The 17,097-nt window shown below is 62.0% G+C and carries 16 protein-coding genes; 6 read left to right on the forward strand and 10 right to left on the reverse strand.

Features of this window, described 5'->3' with window-relative positions:
• Nucleotides 1–27: 27 nt before the first annotated feature.
• Entirely contained in the window at nt 28–327 is a 300-nt protein-coding gene (locus tag ACGYK4_RS16230; RefSeq protein ID WP_394457407.1) for an ATP-binding protein, read from the forward strand.
• A gap of 510 nt (nt 328–837) precedes the next feature.
• On the opposite strand, the gene cysN is transcribed toward ACGYK4_RS16230, so the two are convergent.
• Both cysN and cysD read right to left on the reverse strand, forming a co-directional pair.
• Entirely contained in the window at nt 838–2,748 is a 1,911-nt protein-coding gene (cysN, locus tag ACGYK4_RS16235) for a sulfate adenylyltransferase subunit CysN (protein ID WP_394457408.1), read from the reverse strand.
• Nucleotides 2,749–2,797: 49 nt separating this feature from the next.
• Entirely contained in the window at nt 2,798–3,703 is a 906-nt protein-coding gene (gene cysD / locus ACGYK4_RS16240; protein WP_394457410.1) for a sulfate adenylyltransferase subunit CysD, read from the reverse strand.
• Nucleotides 3,704–3,949: 246 nt separating this feature from the next.
• Here cysD and rfbC point away from each other — a divergent pair, with 246 nt between their 5' ends.
• From rfbC to ACGYK4_RS16265, 5 genes are all read left to right on the forward strand, one after another.
• Nucleotides 3,950–4,516, forward strand: a complete 567-nt coding sequence (gene rfbC / locus ACGYK4_RS16245; protein ID WP_394457411.1) for a dTDP-4-dehydrorhamnose 3,5-epimerase — start codon at nt 3,950–3,952, stop codon at nt 4,514–4,516.
• Nucleotides 4,513–5,553, forward strand: a complete 1,041-nt coding sequence (gene rfbB / locus ACGYK4_RS16250) for a dTDP-glucose 4,6-dehydratase (protein ID WP_394457413.1) — start codon at nt 4,513–4,515, stop codon at nt 5,551–5,553. The genes rfbC and rfbB overlap by 4 nt, the downstream gene beginning before the upstream one ends.
• A 4-nt stretch (nt 5,554–5,557) precedes the next feature.
• Nucleotides 5,558–6,409 (forward strand): dTDP-4-dehydrorhamnose reductase, encoded by an 852-nt coding sequence (rfbD, locus tag ACGYK4_RS16255; RefSeq protein WP_394457415.1) that lies wholly within the window; start codon nt 5,558–5,560, stop codon nt 6,407–6,409.
• Nucleotides 6,406–7,275: a glucose-1-phosphate thymidylyltransferase RfbA gene (gene rfbA, locus ACGYK4_RS16260; RefSeq protein WP_394457417.1), complete on the forward strand. Its 870-nt coding sequence runs from the start codon at nt 6,406–6,408 to the stop codon at nt 7,273–7,275. Before rfbD ends, rfbA begins: the two co-directional genes overlap by 4 nt.
• Before the next feature lie 186 nt (nt 7,276–7,461).
• Complete coding sequence (locus ACGYK4_RS16265) at nt 7,462–8,886, forward strand: mannose-1-phosphate guanylyltransferase/mannose-6-phosphate isomerase (protein WP_394457419.1); 1,425 nt, start codon at nt 7,462–7,464, stop codon at nt 8,884–8,886.
• Between the two features lie 63 nt (nt 8,887–8,949).
• Here ACGYK4_RS16265 and ACGYK4_RS16270 read toward each other — a convergent pair whose 3' ends face one another.
• From ACGYK4_RS16270 to ACGYK4_RS16305, 8 genes are read right to left on the reverse strand one after another with little or no spacing between them, the layout of a single operon-like run.
• Nucleotides 8,950–9,720, reverse strand: coding sequence for an SDR family oxidoreductase (locus ACGYK4_RS16270; protein ID WP_394457422.1), 771 nt, complete (start codon nt 9,718–9,720; stop codon nt 8,950–8,952).
• Nucleotides 9,720–10,643, reverse strand: a complete 924-nt coding sequence (locus ACGYK4_RS16275; RefSeq protein ID WP_394457424.1) for a dihydrodipicolinate synthase family protein — start codon at nt 10,641–10,643, stop codon at nt 9,720–9,722. Before ACGYK4_RS16275 ends, ACGYK4_RS16270 begins: the two co-directional genes overlap by 1 nt.
• Nucleotides 10,644–10,651: 8 nt before the next feature.
• Nucleotides 10,652–11,311 (reverse strand): aspartate/glutamate racemase family protein, encoded by a 660-nt coding sequence (locus ACGYK4_RS16280; RefSeq protein WP_394457426.1) that lies wholly within the window; start codon nt 11,309–11,311, stop codon nt 10,652–10,654.
• Nucleotides 11,308–12,765, reverse strand: a complete 1,458-nt coding sequence (locus tag ACGYK4_RS16285) for an amidohydrolase family protein (protein WP_394457428.1) — start codon at nt 12,763–12,765, stop codon at nt 11,308–11,310. The genes ACGYK4_RS16280 and ACGYK4_RS16285 overlap by 4 nt, the downstream gene beginning before the upstream one ends.
• On the reverse strand, nt 12,755–14,197 hold the full coding sequence (locus tag ACGYK4_RS16290; RefSeq protein WP_394457430.1) for an ABC transporter substrate-binding protein: 1,443 nt from the start codon (nt 14,195–14,197) through the stop codon (nt 12,755–12,757). Before ACGYK4_RS16290 ends, ACGYK4_RS16285 begins: the two co-directional genes overlap by 11 nt.
• On the reverse strand, nt 14,194–15,228 hold the full coding sequence (locus ACGYK4_RS16295; protein ID WP_394457432.1) for an ABC transporter ATP-binding protein: 1,035 nt from the start codon (nt 15,226–15,228) through the stop codon (nt 14,194–14,196). The genes ACGYK4_RS16290 and ACGYK4_RS16295 overlap by 4 nt, the downstream gene beginning before the upstream one ends.
• Nucleotides 15,225–16,220 carry an ABC transporter ATP-binding protein gene (locus tag ACGYK4_RS16300; protein ID WP_394457434.1) on the reverse strand — a complete coding sequence of 332 codons (996 nt, stop codon included), beginning with the start codon at nt 16,218–16,220 and terminating at the stop codon, nt 15,225–15,227. Before ACGYK4_RS16300 ends, ACGYK4_RS16295 begins: the two co-directional genes overlap by 4 nt.
• A complete protein-coding gene (locus tag ACGYK4_RS16305; RefSeq protein WP_394457436.1) occupies nt 16,220–17,092 on the reverse strand; it encodes an ABC transporter permease in 873 nt (290 codons plus the stop codon). The genes ACGYK4_RS16300 and ACGYK4_RS16305 overlap by 1 nt, the downstream gene beginning before the upstream one ends.
• Nucleotides 17,093–17,097 lie beyond the last annotated feature (5 nt).

Genomic DNA, 17,097 nt, shown 5'->3' on the forward strand with positions numbered 1-17,097 from the left:
GCCTGCATGCCGCGATGACCAGGCGGCATGCATTTTCATGTCGGCAAAAGTGCTCACTCCGCCTGCGACAGCAAAAGCATTTCAAAGGTCACGCAGACACGGTTCTCTCGCGCAGCTACTCTGGTCACGACCAACCTGCCCTTCGATGAATGGACGGGAGCCTTCGGAACCGAGTGCTTGACTGGGGCGCTCCTCGACCAGTTGACCCATCAGGTCGACATCCTCGGGATGAATGGTAAAAGCTATCACCTGGTCCAGAGCCAGACGCGAAAAGCCACCACCTGGCCGACAATCCATGAATTTGCCCTTACGGGCCGACGCGGGTAGTCAACCGCCAGCTATTCAAGGAGCGCGGTCGGCTGGCCGCCAGCGCTCTATGTGACCTTCACGCTTAATCACAAAGTAGCCTATTTTTGCCTCGCCCTTTGGTCGAGTTTTACTCCGGCATTGAAACCATGAAAAGCGTCTACAAATTTGGGAGAGCCTTAGCCAAATCGCGCGCGATGATCTCCGGCGGAAAACGGTGACGCTTGTAGCTGACGATCATGCTCTTGTGCTGCAACTATGCAAAATCTCCTACGTTTCCAACAGGCCCGAGTTAATGTGACAATGTCAGATTACGACATGAAGGTGATCTGTGATCGCCCTAACTACACGCTGCGCAAGTGCCCTGTATGGATGGCCCAGCCGAGGTCTTCCCCCAAAAGATCTGGGGAAAACGCGATGACACCCCTATCCTGAGTTCAACACGAGTCGCGGATCAGGTATCGCTCACAGGTGCGTCTGAATCTAAACAGGAGAGCTTTCGCTCTATTTCGATCCAAGCCTGGCCTCGCTTTATTCCGGGATCAGCCTCGCGATAATCAAATCCGCCGCTTCTTCCGCGCTTAGAGCCGTCGTATCAATGCGCAACTCCGCCGCATCGGGCGCCTCATAGGGTGCGTCGATCCCGGTGAAGTTTTTCAGCTCGCCAGTGCGCGCCTTGGCATAGAGCCCTTTCACGTCCCGGCTCTCAGCCACGTCGAGCGGTGTATCAACGAACACTTCGATAAACTCACCGGGCTGCATCATGTTGCGCACCATGTCCCGTTCCGAACGGTAGGGTGAAATGAAGGCGGTGATCACGATGAGACCGGCATCCGTCATCAGCTTTGCCACCTCGCCGACACGGCGGATATTCTCGACCCGGTCCGTCTCGGTAAAGCCTAAATCCTTGTTCAACCCATGGCGTACATTGTCGCCGTCCAGAAGGAAGGTATGACGGTTCATCCGAGCGAGCTTTTTCTCGATGACATTGGCGATCGTGGATTTGCCGGACCCGGACAGACCCGTCAGCCAAAGCACCGCAGGCTTTTGGTGTTTCATCGATGCATGGTGGTCACGGCCAATATCCGTGGCCTGCCAGTGGATGTTCTGAGCCCGGCGCAGGGCGAAATTGATCATGCCGGCCGCCACAGTGCGATTTGTGATCCGGTCGATCAGGATGAAGCCGCCCAGATCTCGGTTCTCGCTATAGGGAGCAAAGGGGATTTCGCGGTCGGTCGTGATGTTTGCGACGCCGATGGCGTTCAGCTCCAAGGTCTTGGCCGCGATATGTTCCTGAGTGTTGACGTTGACCTCAAATTTAGGCTGCTGAACGGTCGCCGACACCGTTTGCGCCCCGATTTTAAGGGCATAGGCGCGCCCCGGAACCAGTTCGGCATCGTCCATCCAGACGAGCGTGGTTTCGAACTGGTCCGCCACTTCAAGCGGCGCCTGTGCCGCCACGATCACCTGCCCGCGCGAACAGTCGATCTCATCTGCCAAGGTTACGGTCACCGACTCCCCCGCAACGGCGAGTTCCCGGTCACCATCCAGATTGACGATCCGCCCGATGGTCGAGGTCTTGCCCGAGGGCAAGACGCGGACCGGATCACCCGGGCGCAGCTGCCCGCTGGCGATGAGGCCCGCGAAACCGCGGAAATCGAGATTGGGCCGGTTCACCCATTGTACCGGCATCCGGAAAGGCTCGGATTGCTCGATAGTGCTTTCAAGCGTCACCGCCTCCAAATGCGGCAGGAGCGCCGGGCCTTTGTACCAAGGGGTATTCTCACTCGGGCCCGTGATATTGTCGCCCTTGTAGCCCGAGATCGGAATGGCCGTGAAATCGGTGAGCCCGATGCTTTCAGCGAATGTCCGGTAATCCTCGACAATCTGGTCATAGGTGGCTTGATCGTAATCCACGAGGTCCATCTTGTTGACGGCTAGCACGACATGTCGGATGCCCAACAGATGCACGAGATAGCTGTGGCGACGGGTTTGGGTCAGCACGCCTTTGCGCGCATCTATCAAGATCACTGCAAGGTCGGCAGTCGAGGCGCCGGTGACCATATTACGGGTATATTGTTCGTGGCCCGGCGTGTCGGCCACGATGAACTTGCGCTTCTCGGTTGAGAAGAAACGGTAGGCGACGTCGATGGTGATGCCCTGCTCCCGCTCCGCCGCCAGACCATCGACCAACAGGGCGAAATCGATATCCTGCCCTTGGGTGCCCACGCGCTTGCTGTCAGCCTCAAGGGTCGCCAGTTGGTCCTCAAAGATCATCTTGCTGTCGTAAAGCAGCCGACCGATCAGGGTGGATTTGCCATCATCGACAGAGCCACAGGTGATAAAGCGCAGCATGGTCTTATGCTGATGCAATTCCAGATAGGCGTCGATGTCTTCGGCAATAAGGGCGTCGGTCTTGTAGGTCGGATTTTGGGCGGTCATGGGGGCAATGTCTCTGCTTAAATGGAAGGGCCGGAAAAGAAAGGAAGCGTCAGAAATAACCTTCTTGCTTCTTTTTCTCCATCGAGGCCGCCTGATCATGGTCGATCGCACGCCCCTGCCGTTCAGACGTGGTGGTCAGCAGCATTTCCTGAATGACCTCGGGCAGCGTTTTTGCCTTGCTCTCCACCGCGCCGGTGAGGGGGTAGCAGCCCAGGGTGCGAAAGCGGATCGAGCGCATTTCAGGCGCCTCACCCGGCTCTAACGGGAAACGGTCGTCATCCACCATAAGGATCATCCCATCGCGCGTGACAGTGGGTCGCGGTGCCGAGAAATACAGGGGAACGATCTCAATCCCCTCAAGGTGGATGTACTGCCAGATATCCAATTCGGTCCAGTTCGAGATTGGGAATACTCGGACGCTTTCACCTTTGGCTTTGCGGGCATTGTAAAGCCGCCAGAGCTCCGGGCGCTGGTTTTTGGGGTCCCACCGGTGGTTTGCTGAGCGGAATGAAAAGACGCGCTCCTTAGCGCGGGATTTCTCCTCATCGCGACGCGCACCGCCGAAAGCCACATCAAAACCATGCTTGTCGAGTGCCTGCTTCAGACCTTCGGTTTTCCACATGTCAGTATGCAGCGCACAGTGGTCGAATGGGTTGATCCCCTGCTCTGCCGCTTCGGGGTTCTGGTGCACGAGCAACTCCATCCCAGCGTCTTTCGCCGCACGATCCCGAAGCGCATACATGTCCTGAAACTTCCACGTGGTATCAACATGCAGCAGTGGAAAGGGCGGCGGGGCCGGGTAGAAGGCTTTCTTTGCCAGATGCAGCATGACGGCGCTGTCCTTGCCAACACTGTAAAGCATCACGGGGTTTTCAGCTTCCGCGGCAACCTCGCGCAGAATATGAATGCTCTCCGCCTCAAGGCGCTGGAGGTGGGTCAAGGCTGTCGTGGTCATAAAGGGCATTCTCTAAAAAGGCATTTTCTAAGAGGCGATACACCAGTTTCATTTTCTATGACAGACATGGCCAGCAAAAATTGGAGCTTTCAAAGCAAATTCCTGAAGAAAGAGGGGTTAATGTAAGCGTCACTGGCAGAAAGGGTTTGTTCTGCTGGTTTGCAAACGCGCCCTCTTATTCCATCCCATGACACCGACTCTATTGCTTGCTATGGAAAGTGTGAAGCCTTCAAGGATCACGCCGCTATGCAAGTAACCCAAACCGCCCTACCGGGGGTCCTTTTGTTAAAACCCGCGAGGTTCGGCGATGCACGAGGGTTCTTTTCCGAAAGCTGGAACCGCAAGAGACTGGCGGAACATGGGATCACGCTTGATTTCGTGCAGGACAACCACTCGCTCTCTGCCGCCGTGGGGACCGTGCGCGGATTGCATTTTCAGGCCCCGCCCCACGCGCAGGACAAGCTGGTGCGCTGTGGGCGAGGCGCGCTGTTCGATGTGGCGGTGGATATCCGCAGAGGCAGTCCGACCTATGGCCAATGGGCCGGCTATGACTTGACCGCTGAGAACGGATTACAACTGCTGATCCCCAAGGGTTTTTTGCATGGCTTTGCGACGCGCGCGCCTGACACAGAGATCATTTATAAATGCACCGATTACTATGCGCCTGAATGCGATGGGGCTGTGCGTTTTGACGACCCTAATATTGGCATCGATTGGGGCATAGACGGGGAGGCAATCCTCTCTGACAAAGACGCCAAGGCCGCGCATTGGGCGGCTTTCGACAGCCCATTTACCTATGGGGAAGCGACATGAAGATTCTGGTGACGGGCGGCGCGGGCTTTATCGGCTCAGCAGTGGTGCGGCTGGCGGTGGCGCGGGGGCATGAGGTCGTCAACTTGGATGCGCTGACCTATGCGGGTTGTCTCGAAAACCTCGCCAGCGTGACGGATGATCCGCTCTATTCCTTTGAGCATGCCGACATTCGCGACCGTGCGGCGCTGGATCGTATTCTCGCGGCACACCAGCCAGACGCGGTGATGCATCTGGCCGCGGAAAGCCATGTGGACCGCTCAATCGACGGACCCGGGGATTTCATCGAGACCAATATTACCGGCACCTACAACATGCTCGAAGCCGCGCGCCGCTATTGGGTGACCCAGGGCAAGCCGGAAGGGTTCCGCTTTCACCACATCTCGACGGATGAGGTCTATGGCTCGCTGGGTGCAGAAGGCATGTTCACCGAAGACACGCCTTATGACCCGCGCTCGCCCTACTCCGCCTCCAAAGCCTCTAGCGACCATTTGGTCCGCGCATGGCATGAGACCTATGGCCTGCCGGTCGTGTTGACAAACTGCTCCAACAATTATGGGCCCTTCCACTTTCCCGAAAAACTGGTGCCGGTCGTGATCCTGAACGCTTTGGCGGGCAAGCCGATCCCAGTCTACGGTCAAGGGCTGAACGTGCGCGACTGGCTCTATGTAGAAGACCACGCTGACGCGCTGCTGCTGGTGCTGGAAAAAGGCGCGTTGGGGCGCAGCTATAACATCGGCGGCGAGAACGAGGCGCGTAACATCGACCTTGTGAAAACCATATGCAGCATTCTCGATCAAAAGCGCCCCAAGGAAACGCCCTACGCCGATCAGATCACCTTTGTGCAGGACCGCGCTGGCCACGATCTGCGCTATGCCATCGATCCAAGCCGTATCCGCGATGAACTGGGCTGGCGCCCGTCGGTAACGGTCGAAGAGGGGCTGGAGCGGACCGTACAATGGTATCTCGATAATGAAGACTGGTGGCGGGCGCTGCAGCACCGCGATGGCGTGGGCCAACGGCTTGGCACCAAAGGGTGAACGCATGACCATTCTTGTCTTCGGAAAAACCGGTCAGGTCGCGCGCGAACTCGCCGCCTTGGAGGGAACGGAATGTTACGGCCGTGACGCCGCCGATCTCGAAAACCCAGAGGCCTGCGCCGCCCTGATCCACAGCAAGCGTCCCGAGGCGGTAATCAATGCGGCGGCCTATACGGCTGTCGACAAGGCGGAAGAGGAAGAGCCGCGCGCCACCACGATCAACGGCGCGTCCCCCGGCGCGATGGCCCGCGCTTGCGCTGACCTTGGCATTCCCTTTGTGCAGATCTCCACCGATTATGTCTTTAAGGGGGATAGCGCCGCGCCGTGGCAACCGAATGATCCAACCGCCCCATTGGGCGCTTATGGTCGCAGCAAACTGGCCGGAGAGCAGGCGGTAAGACCGGCGCGCGGCACCCATGCCATCCTACGAACCTCTTGGGTGGTTTCGCCCCATGGGTCGAACTTCGTCAAAACCATGCTGCGGCTTGGGGCAGAGCGTGACCCGCTCAACATTGTCGCCGACCAGATCGGCGGCCCCACCGGCGCTGCCGAGATCGCTGCCGCCTGTCATGCCATTGCGCGGCAATTGATGAGCGACCCAACCAAAAGCGGCACCTATCATTTCTCCGGCGCGCCGGATGTCACCTGGGCCGATTTCGCGCGCGAAATTTTCGCGCAGTCACAGCTTGATTGCACGGTAACGGACATCCCCTCTTCCGAGTATCCAACCCCGGCCCAAAGGCCGCTGAATTCCCGTCTGGATTGTCGCGCCACTGAGACCGTTTTCGACATCCCACGCCCCGACTGGCGTGAGGCGCTCACAGATATACTCAAAGACCTTGGAGCCCGATCATGAGCAAACGCAAAGGCATCATTCTCGCTGGAGGATCTGGCACGCGGCTCTACCCCATCACCATGGGGATTTCGAAGCAACTGCTGCCGATCTACGACAAGCCGATGATCTACTATCCGCTCTCGGTTCTCATGCTCGGGGGCATCCGTGATATCGCCATGATCACTACGCCGCAGGATCAAGAGCAATTCATCCGGACATTGGGCGACGGCAGCCAATGGGGGATCAACCTGACCTACATCGTGCAAGAAAATCCCGATGGTCTGGCCCAAGCCTATCTGCTGGCCGAAGACTTTCTTGCCGGTGCGCCATCGGCCATGGTGCTCGGCGACAACATCTTTTTCGGCCACGGACTGCCTGACATGCTGGCCGCCGCAGATGCGCGCATCGAAGGGGGCACGGTGTTCGGCTATCACGTGTCTGACCCAAAACGTTACGGGGTCGTCGGCTTTGATGCGGATGGCAAAGCCGAAGAGATCATCGAAAAACCCGATGTGCCGCCCTCGAACTACGCGGTAACGGGCCTCTATTTCCTCGACGGAGATGCGCCAAAACATGCAGCAGAGGTTAAGCCATCGGCGCGGGGTGAATTGGAGATCACCTCACTGCTTGAGATGTATCTACAAGCGGGCAAATTGCAGGTTGAACGCATGGGGCGCGGCTATGCTTGGCTGGATACCGGCACCCATGGCAGCCTGTTGGACGCGGGAAATTTTGTCCGCACGTTGACCGAACGACAGGGTTTGCAAACCGGTTGTCTGGAAGAGATCGCCTTTAAAAATGGTTGGATCAGCGAAGAGGCCCTGGCAGAGCGCGCCGAGATGTTCACCAAGAATGACTATGGCAGCTATCTCGCAACGTTGAAGTAAGCCTGCGCTTCTCAATCGCGCGCTGCGGTCGGTGCATTTCTTCGATGGTCCGCTTCGGTCACCATAACGGATGGCCATCGGCCACAGAGTGCATTCTACGATACCAAAGGTAGACTTTTCGGTGTAACCATCTCCTGAGCGTTAGATTTCATGGATGCCGAAGCTTTTGTAACAAAAGGATTTATGATGACCATTCACCCCATCCTACTCTGTGGCGGCTCCGGCACACGCCTTTGGCCCTTGTCCCGCAAATCCTACCCCAAGCAGTTCGCCCGCATTATGGGAGAGCAAAGCTTGTTTCAGGTCTCTGCCAAGCGGCTTTCCGGTGAAGGTTTCGCTGCTCCGGTCGTTCTGACAGGTGATCCCTTTCGTTTTATCGTAACAGAGCAGTTGGCCGCTGTGGAGCTGGTGCCCCAGGGCATTCTGATCGAACCCGAGGGCCGTAATACCGCCCCTGCGATCCTCGCCGCGGCTTTTTGGATGGCGCAGAATGACCCCAAGGCATTGATGCTGGTGGCCCCGTCTGACCACCTGATCCCGCAGGCTGACGCCTTTCGCGAAACTGTCCAGGCGGCTGTCCCCCGGGCGCAGGAGGGCGATTTGGTTACCTTCGGCATCACCCCTACCCGGCCCGAAACCGGCTATGGCTATCTGGAGCTTGCCGCAGGCGGTGATGCCCAAGCCGACAGTCCCCAAGCACTGGCGCGTTTCATCGAAAAGCCCGAGGCGGCACGAGCCGCTGACATGGTGGCGGCGGGCAATTTCCTGTGGAACGCTGGCATTTTCCTCTTTACCGCAGAAACGCTGATCACGGCATACCGGGCCCATGCCCCCGAACTGCTCGCCGCCGTAGAGGCCGCCTTGAAAGACGCGGATACCGACCTTGGCTTCACCCGATTGGACCCTAAGGCTTGGAGCGAAGCGGAAGACATTTCGATCGACTATGCGATCATGGAAAAGGCCGATAACCTAGCGGTCATGCCCTACCGCCATGAATGGTCCGATCTCGGGGGCTGGGACGCCGTTTGGATGGAAAGCCCGCAGGACACGGCGGGGAATGCCACCTCGGATCACGCCACGGCGATTGACTGTTCCAACTCGCTTTTGCGTTCGGAAACACCTGGGCAGGAAGTCGTGGGCATCGGCCTTGACGATATGATGGTCATTGCCATGTCCGATGCCGTTCTGGTGGCGCCGAAAGCCCAAGCGCAACGGGTCAAGGAAGCGGTCGCGGCGCTGAAGGCCAAGGGTGCCAGCCAAGCGGTGCAGTTGCCACGCGATTTCCGGCCTTGGGGTTGGTACGAGAGCCTGATTATCGGAGGCCGTTTTCAGGTAAAGCGCATCGTGGTCCATCCCGGCGCCGCCCTGTCTTTGCAGAGCCACCATCACCGTTCGGAGCATTGGATCGTCGTCGAAGGCACGGCAAAGGTAACCGTTGATGACGATGTCCAACTGATAACCGAGAACCAATCGGTCTATATCCCGCTTGGCGCGGTCCACCGGATGGAGAACCCCGGTCGGGTCCCGATGGTTTTGATCGAAGTACAGACCGGGTCCTACTTGGGTGAGGATGACATCATTCGCTACGAGGACGTTTACGCGCGCAAGTAGTGAGATACTGACGGCGGCCTGTCTAGCGCGATGGCGTACCGCTGCGCGCTAGACAGGTCCCGATCAAACCCCTTTGATCGCGCCGCCGTCAATGCGGATGCGCGATCCGGTGACGTAGCCTGCCCGCGCCGAGGCGAGGAAGGTGACCACATCGGCAAATTCTTCTGGTTTGCCGTAGCGGCCCGCCGGGATCATGGCGCGGGATTTGGCGGCCACCTCGGCCACGTCGCTGTCGGTGCGCTTGGCCGCGGCGGCGTCAAGCTCATCAACCCGCTGCGTGTGGATGCGCCCGGGCATGACCACATTGACGGTGATGCCGTCGCCCGCGACCTCGTTTGCCAGCGTCTTCGACCAGCCCACCACCGCCGAGCGGATGCCGTTGCTGAGCGCGAGGTTCGGAATGGGCTGCTCCACGCCCGAGGAGGTGATCGAGATGATCCGACCCCAGCCGCGTGCCTTCATTTCTGGCAGGAGACGCGTGTTGAGGTGGAACAGGTTGGCCGCCATCGCCTCGAAATGCGCAAGCCACTGGCCACGCTCGGCCGCTTGCGCGGTGCCCGGGGGCGGGCCGCCGCCGTTGTTGACGATGATGTCCGCGCCGCCGTCCGAGAGCAGCTGATCGGCCAGCGCGTCGACCTGGGCGAGGTCCGACAGGTCGCATTCAACGGGGTGGACGTTCTCCATGCCTTCCGCCCAATCGGCGATCTTGTCGCGGCTGCGCGCCGCGGCAAAAACGGTCGCGCCCTCGGCGGCCAGAGACTTGGCAATCGCCATGCCGAGACCCCGGCTGGCCCCCAGTACAAGCGCGCGTTTGCCGTTCAGTTCGAGATCCATCAGTTCAGTTCCTTCAGTCGTTTTTCCTGTCGCGCGATCAGCCGGTCGACCTCGGCGCGGGTGGCTTCGCTCAGCGCGGCCCCGGGGCGGCGTTGCGCGCCATGGGCGATGATGCCGCGTTTCGCGAGCGTGTATTTGCGGATCGCCAGACCCAGCCCCGGCTGCTGTTCGAAACGTGCCAGCGGCAGGTAGGCGTCGAAGATGTCCTGCGCGCGGGTCAGCTCGCCGCGGCTGCACAGGTTGACCACCTGCACCATCATCTCCGGATAGGCGAAGCCGGTCATGGCCCCATCGGCGCCGCGGCCCATCTCCTCGGGCAGGAACAGGCCGCCGTTGCCGCAAAGGATCGACAGGGGGCGCTCCAGCATGCCCTCGGCGCGCAGGGCGGAGATCTTCTCGAGCCCCGGCCAATCCTCATGCTTCAGGCAGACGCAGGTGGGCAGTTCGTTGACGATCCGCGCGATCACCTTGGGCGCGATCTGCACGCCGGTGACGAGCGGGAAATCCTGCAGCACGAAGGGCACATCGCCCAGCACCTCGGCCACCTGTCGGTAGTAGTTCACGATCTGGTCGTCGGTACGCAGGCTCCCGGGCGGGGCCACCATGACACCGGCGGCGCCCAACTCCATCACCGCGCGGGTGAGCGTGTCGATCTGTGCGAAGCCGGGGGCGGATACGCCCACGACCACCGGCACCCGGCCATCGACGCGTTTCAGGATGCGGGCGACGACCTCCTGCGATTCCTCGACCGTGAGTTTCGGCGCCTCGCCCATCATGCCCAAGACCGTCAGGCCCGTGGCCCCCACCTCGAGATAGAAGTCGACCATGCGGTCGCAGCTTTCCATGTCGATGCGGCCATCGGGGTGAAAGGGGGTCACGGCGATGACGAAGACGCCTTTCGCCTTTGCTGTGAGTGCGGACATGTTCTCTCCTATCTTGTCTGTTGCAGGGCGACCCGGCCGATTGCCATGGCGGTGGCTGCCTGACAGGGCTCGATGACGGGCACGCCGAGGGTTGTTTCAAGCTCACCGCGAAAGGCGGTCATCCCGGCGCAGCCGAGGATCAGCACATCCGCCCCCGCGCCATCACGCAGGGATGTGCCAACGGTTTTCAGCCGCTCGAAAGTGCGGGTCTCATCGGCCAGTTCCAGCACGCCGAGCTCCAGCGGTTCGTCGCCCGCGAGCCGGTCCATCACCCCCATGGCGCCGAGGTAGCGCATGTGCCGCGGGATCGAGCGGCGCAGGATCGAGATGATGCCGAAGCGCTGGCCCAGCGTCATCGCGGTCAGCACCGCCGCCTCGGCGATGCCCAAGACGGGCCGCTGCGATTGTTCGCGCAGGGCGGCCAGCCCGGGGTCCGAGAAACAGGCGACGACGAAGGCGCTGGCCTGATCTTCAAGCGCCGCGCAATGCGACAGCATCGGGCCGACGACACCGTCGACATGGGCCTGCGTCTCGATCCCCGGGGGGCCTTCGGCCAGGGTCCGCGCGACGATCGGCACCGGGGAGGCCGCGCGCATCGGGTCGACCGCGCGGTCGATGCCGTCGGTCACATGCTGGCTGCTGTTGGGATTGACGATGTAAATGGTCATGGCTGGCCTTCCGTGCCGTGGGGGCTGCTGCCCCAGAAATTCGCGGGCAGGTCGAGATCCGGCGCACCGCCGAGGCGGTCGATCATCAACTCGGCCTGCGAGGCCGCTTCGCGCAGGGCCGCGCCCTCGTCGAGCCGTGTGGCGCGGGCGTCGCGCAGCACCATCTCGCCGCCCACCATCACGTTGCTCACGTCGTTGCCGTTGGCAAAGCAGACCAGCCGGTGCACCGCCATGTTGCCCGGCTGCAGATGCGGGCGGGCGAGATCCATGGTCACGATGTCGGCCTGTTTGCCGACCTCCAGCGAGCCGATGCGGTCTTCCATCCCGAGCGCGCGCGCCCCGTCGATGGTGCACATCGCCAGAACCTTGCCGATCGGCAGTACGTCGGCGTCACGGAAATGGCGGCGGTGGTAATGCATCGCTTGCTGCATGTGCCGGAACATGTCGCCCGAGCGGTCCGGCGCCGTGGCGTCCGACCCGAGGCCGACGCAGACGCCCATGTCCATCATCTCGACCGCCGGGCAACGGCCCGAGATCGAGGCATTGGCCGAGGGGTTATGCGCGATCTTGGTGCCTGTTTCGGCCACGGCGATCATCTCGTCGTCGTGCAGGTCGATGCAATGCGACAGCAGCGCGTTCGGCCCCAATGTCCCCAGTTCCTTGGCCCGCCGGATCGAGCCGCGCCAGTGGCCGTCCTGGGTGAAGACCAGCCCCTTGTCGCGGGCATGGCCCTGCACCGCTTGGGTCTGCGCGCAGGCGGTGGCGTAATCTTCCGCAGCCATGTCGCGTTCGTGCTCGTCGCGCAGCACGGGGTAGAGCATGGCGATGTTGATGCAGCCCGCGTGGGTGTCGTGCCAGTCCTCGGCCACGGCTTTCGCGGTGTCGAACTGCTGCTCGAAGCTCACCTGATAGGGGCGCCGCTCGCCGGTCTCCCAATCGGCGTAAGTCAGCGGGTGTGGTGCGCGGGTGGGGCCGATGGCCACGACGCTGCGGGTGCCGACCTCCAGCACGCCTTCGCAATGCGCCGCGGCATAGGCCGGATCGTCGCTGCGCATGATCGTGTCGCCGCCGCCCAAAAGCGACACGCCGGTGGTCACGCCGAAACGCAGCCGCTCGAGGGCGGCAAGCCGCGCTTCCGCGCGCCAGAAATCGGGGGGGGAGATCTGTGTATAGACCTCGCTGCAGATCGCCTCCCAACGATCGCCTGCGTGCATGCCCATGGTCTTGATCAGACCATGGCCGGCGTGGGCATGCACATCCACGAGCCCCGGAAAGATGACATAGCCGGTGCAATCGATGATCTCCGTGGCTTCGACCTGTTCGGTGAGCTCTGCAGTGCTGCCGATGGCCACAATCTTGCCGTCACGGACCGCCACGGACCCCGCCCCAATCACCCGGCGGGCGGGGTCCATGGTGATGACTGTGCCGCCGGTCAGGAGGGTATCAGCCTGCATGGGCCACCTCCGGCAGATGCGGCAATGCGGTCACGTCGATCACCCCGTCGGCGGGCATGGCGAAATCGGGATGCTCCCCCGCGATGCCGATCACCCGCAGCGGGTTGTAGAGCGTGAGCCACGCCGGGTCCTCCTGCAGCAGGCCGTAGGCCTCCTGCCAGACCTGCGACCGGGCGGCGCGGTCGGGCATCACGCGGCCGCGGTCGATCAGCGCCTCGATCTTCGGGTTGGCATAGCCCTGCCACCAAGAGCCGGCCACGCGGCTGTCGATTTTCTCGTAGAGCACGCGGTAGGTGCTCATCGGGCTTGAATCGAAGACGCAGAGGTCGCGGATTTCCTTGCGGCGTACCATGTGCGCATAGTCTTCGCGCTCGGGGTGGATGTGCACGTTGAGCGTGATCCCCACTTCCTTGAGCTGCTCGCCAAGCGCGGCGGTCAGCCGCTCGGCCTCGTCCGGCAGGCGGGTCGGGCAATCGACGTCGAGCGTCAGACCATCGCCGTGCCCGGCTTCGGCCAGCAGGGCGCGGGCGGTGGTGCGGTCCATCTGCGCGCCCTGCCCCGTACCGGCCCCGAAATGGTTCGGGCTGACGAAGCCGCGCAGCGGGCGGGCGGCGCCTTGCATCACGGTTTCGACGATGGCCTCGCGGTCGACCGCAAGGCTCAGCGCCCGGCGGACTCGGGCATCGGCCAGCGGGCCGCGCGCAGCATTCAGCAGGTAGATGATCGCGACGGGCGAGAGGAACTCGTGCCGCATCGCGCCGAGGCTGCGCGAGGCTGCGAAGTCGAGGCCATTGGCGACCTGCACCTCGCCGCGCGTCAGCATCGCCTGACGTTTGGTGGCGTCAGATTCCAGCAGCCATGTGATCTTCTCATTCGCCGGGGTGCCAGCGAAATGCCCCGCCACCCGTTCGGCACTGATGCGCTCTGGCGTGATCTCTGTAATCCGGTAAGGCCCGCTGCCGACCTGCGCACTATGATTGCCCGCGTCGAGCGCCGCGAAGGCCGAAGGTGCGACGATGAAGCCTTGCTCCAGCACGTCTAGGAGATCGGCCATCGGCGCGGTCAGCGTGACGCGCAGCCGCCTCGGCGTCAGCACCTCGAGCTCTGCCCCGCCCAAAAACTGCCGCCATACCGCTGGCGCGCCCAGGGTATAGCCCTTGTCCTCCTGCGCCATGCGGGTCAGCGAGGCGGCAACCGCCTCCGCATCGCAGGGGGTGCCGTCGTGGAAGGTCACGCCCGGCTGCAGGTCGAAGGTCCAGACGGCTGCGTCCTCCGACATCTCCCAGTCCCGCGCCAGCGCGGGGGCGAACCCCTGCCCGTCGCGTTTCACCAGCGTGTCGTAGATCGCGTGCAGCACCGTCAACTCATCATTGGCGTCGGTGCAGTCATGCGGGTCGTGAAGGCCCAGCCGAGCTTGTGCGATCAGGGTCATGAGACATCCCTTTCCGGCTCATCAATCAAGTGGCAGGCAACGCTCTGGCCGTCGCCGACATCGCGCAGGGCGGGCCGTTCAGCCGCGCAGCGGTCCCAGGCGAAGGGGCAGCGGGTACGGAAACAGCAGCCCGAGGGCAACGAGAGCGCCGAGGGCACCTCGCCCGTAAGCTCGATTTCCTCTTTATCCCGCTTGTCCTTGATGCTGGGTGCAGCCGAGAGAAGGGCGCGTGTGTAGGGATGACGCGGGCGCGAGAACAGCACGTCGCGCGGGGCGTTCTCGACCATGAAACCGAGGTACATCACGCCGATCTTGTCGGCGATGTGGTGCACGACCGAGAGATCGTGGCTGATGAAGAGATAGGCGAGACCGAACTCGTCGCGCAGGTCCTTCATCAGGTTGAGGATCTGCGCTTGGATCGACACATCCAGCGCCGAGACCGGCTCGTCCGCCACGATCAGTCCCGGGGTGACCGAAAGCGCCCGGGCGATGCCGATGCGCTGACGCTGGCCGCCGGAGAACTGGTGTGGGTAGCGCCCGGCGTGTTCGGCATTGAGACCGACCTTCGCCAGAAGCGCCTCGATCTTTTCGGGTACCTCGCGCCGTTCGGCGGCGGTCTTGGTCTGCTGCAGCAGCGGCCCCGCCACGATGTCGCGCACCTTCTGACGCGGATTGAGCGAGGCGTAGGGGTCTTGAAAAATCATCTGCATCTTGGCTCGGACGGGCAACATCTGCGCGAAGTCATGCTCGGCCACGTCCTCCCCGTCGATGCGCAATTCGCCGCCCGTGGGTTTGTAGATGCGCGCGATGGTCTTGGCGACGGTGGACTTGCCGCAGCCGCTTTCACCCACGAGCGCCATGATTTCACCGCGTTCGATGCTGAAGTTCACCCCGTTGACCGCGCGGACCACAGGCTTGTCGATCCTAGGGCCCTTCTTGCCAAAGCGCAGTCGGTCGAGGACAGAACCGCCCAAGGAGAAATGCATCTCAAGGTCGCGCACGTCGAGCATCGGTGCAGGGGCATCGGTCATGCGGTATCTCCGGGGCTGAGAGGAAAGTGACAGGCCGCCGATAGCGAGCCGCGCTGCGGCATTAGATCGGGTTCGATCTCCGCGCAAAGGGCCTGCGCGCGCGGGCAGCGGTCGCGGAAGTTGCAGCCCTGGGGCAGGTTACGAATATCCGGCACGGTGCCGGGGATCTGTTTTAGCCGTTCGTGACGGTTGCTGAGGTCCGGGATGCTGTCGATCAGTCCGCGCGTGTAGGGATGCGCCGGGGCCTCGATCAACTCGCGGGTGCGGCCACGCTCCACCACGTTGCCGCAATAGAGCACGGTGATATGGTCGGCCATCTCGGAAACCACTGCGAGGTCATGGGTCACGAGGATCATCGAGGCACCCTTCTCGGCGATTTGGCGGCGCATCAGTTTCAGGATCTGGCTCTGGATCGTCACGTCGAGCGCGGTCGTCGGCTCATCCGCGATGATCAGGCGCGGCCGCGCCAGAAGTGCGATGGCGATCACTACGCGCTGGCGCATCCCGCCCGAGAACTGGTGCGGATAGGCCCTGAGCCGCTCCGCCGCGCGGCTGATGCCGACGCTCTCCAGCATCTCCACGCAGGCCGCGTGACGCGCCTTGGCGTCCAGATCGCTGTGCAGGCGCAACACTTCATCCATCTGGCGGCCCACCGTATGCAGCGGGTTGAGCGAGGTCATCGGGTCTTGAAACACCATCGAGATGTCACGCCCCCGGATCTCGCGCAGCCGCGCCTCCCCGGCCTTCACGAGGTCTTCGCCGTCGAGCAGGATCTCCCCGCCCTCGATCTTTCCGGGGCTGTCGATGAGGCCAAGGATCGAGAAGCCGACGACCGACTTGCCGCCGCCGCTTTCGCCCACGAGGCCCATGACCTCGCCCGCCGCGATGTCGAAGCTGACGCCGTTCACGGCCTTCACCGTGCCCGCAAAAGTGTGGAAATGGGTTCTGAGGTCGCGGACCTCGAGCAGTTTCTGCTGTACCGTGTCGCGCATCATTTCAGCCTCGGGTTCAGTTCGTCGCGCAGGAAATCGCCAAAGAGGTTGATGCCGAAGACCAGCATCATGATTGCCACGCCGGGAAAGACGCTTGTCCACCACAGGCCGGAGAACAGCACGTCGAAACCGTTCTTGATCAGCAGCCCCAGCGAAGGTTGGGTGATCGGCACGCCCACGCCGAGGAACGACAGCGACGCCTCGATCAGCACGAAAGTGCCGACCTGAATGGTGGCGATGACGATGAGCGGTGTCAGCACATTGGGCAGCACATGTTTGCGGATGATCTTGTGGTTTGGCAGCCCCGCGACTTTGGCCGCCTGCACGTATTCCTTCTCGATCTCCGACAGGGTCGAGCCGCGCACGGTGCGGGCGTAGACCACCCAGCCCACGGCCGTCAGCGCGATCAGCACCTTGTCGATCCCGGTGCCCACGGCAGACATCAGAAACAGCGCGATCAGGATCGAGGGGAAGGAAAGCTGGATGTCGGCGATGCGCATGATGACGCTGTCGACGATGCCCCCGTAGAACCCCGCGATCAGCCCCAGAAGTGTGCCGATGAAGCAAGACGCCACCATGGCCACCAGACCGATGAACAGCGAAATCCGCGCGCCGTAGAGGATCGAGGCCCAGACGTCGCGCCCCTGCCCGTCGGTGCCGAGCCAGAACTGCGGGTCACCCCCTTCAAGCCAGAAGGGCGGCTTGTAGCTGTCCATCAGGTTCAGCGCAGCGATGTCATAAGGGTCTTGCGCCACGAGGAAAGGCCCGACCAGCACCGCGAGGGCAAAGAATGCCATCAGCGCGCTGCCGATCATCGCCGAGGAACTGCGGCGGTAGTTGTAGAAGAATTCGGATTGGAAGAATGCCGTCATGCCAC

The sequence above is a fragment of the Sulfitobacter sp. 1A13368 genome, assembly GCF_043557275.1.
In the GTDB taxonomy this organism is placed as follows: domain Bacteria; phylum Pseudomonadota; class Alphaproteobacteria; order Rhodobacterales; family Rhodobacteraceae; genus Sulfitobacter; species Sulfitobacter faviae.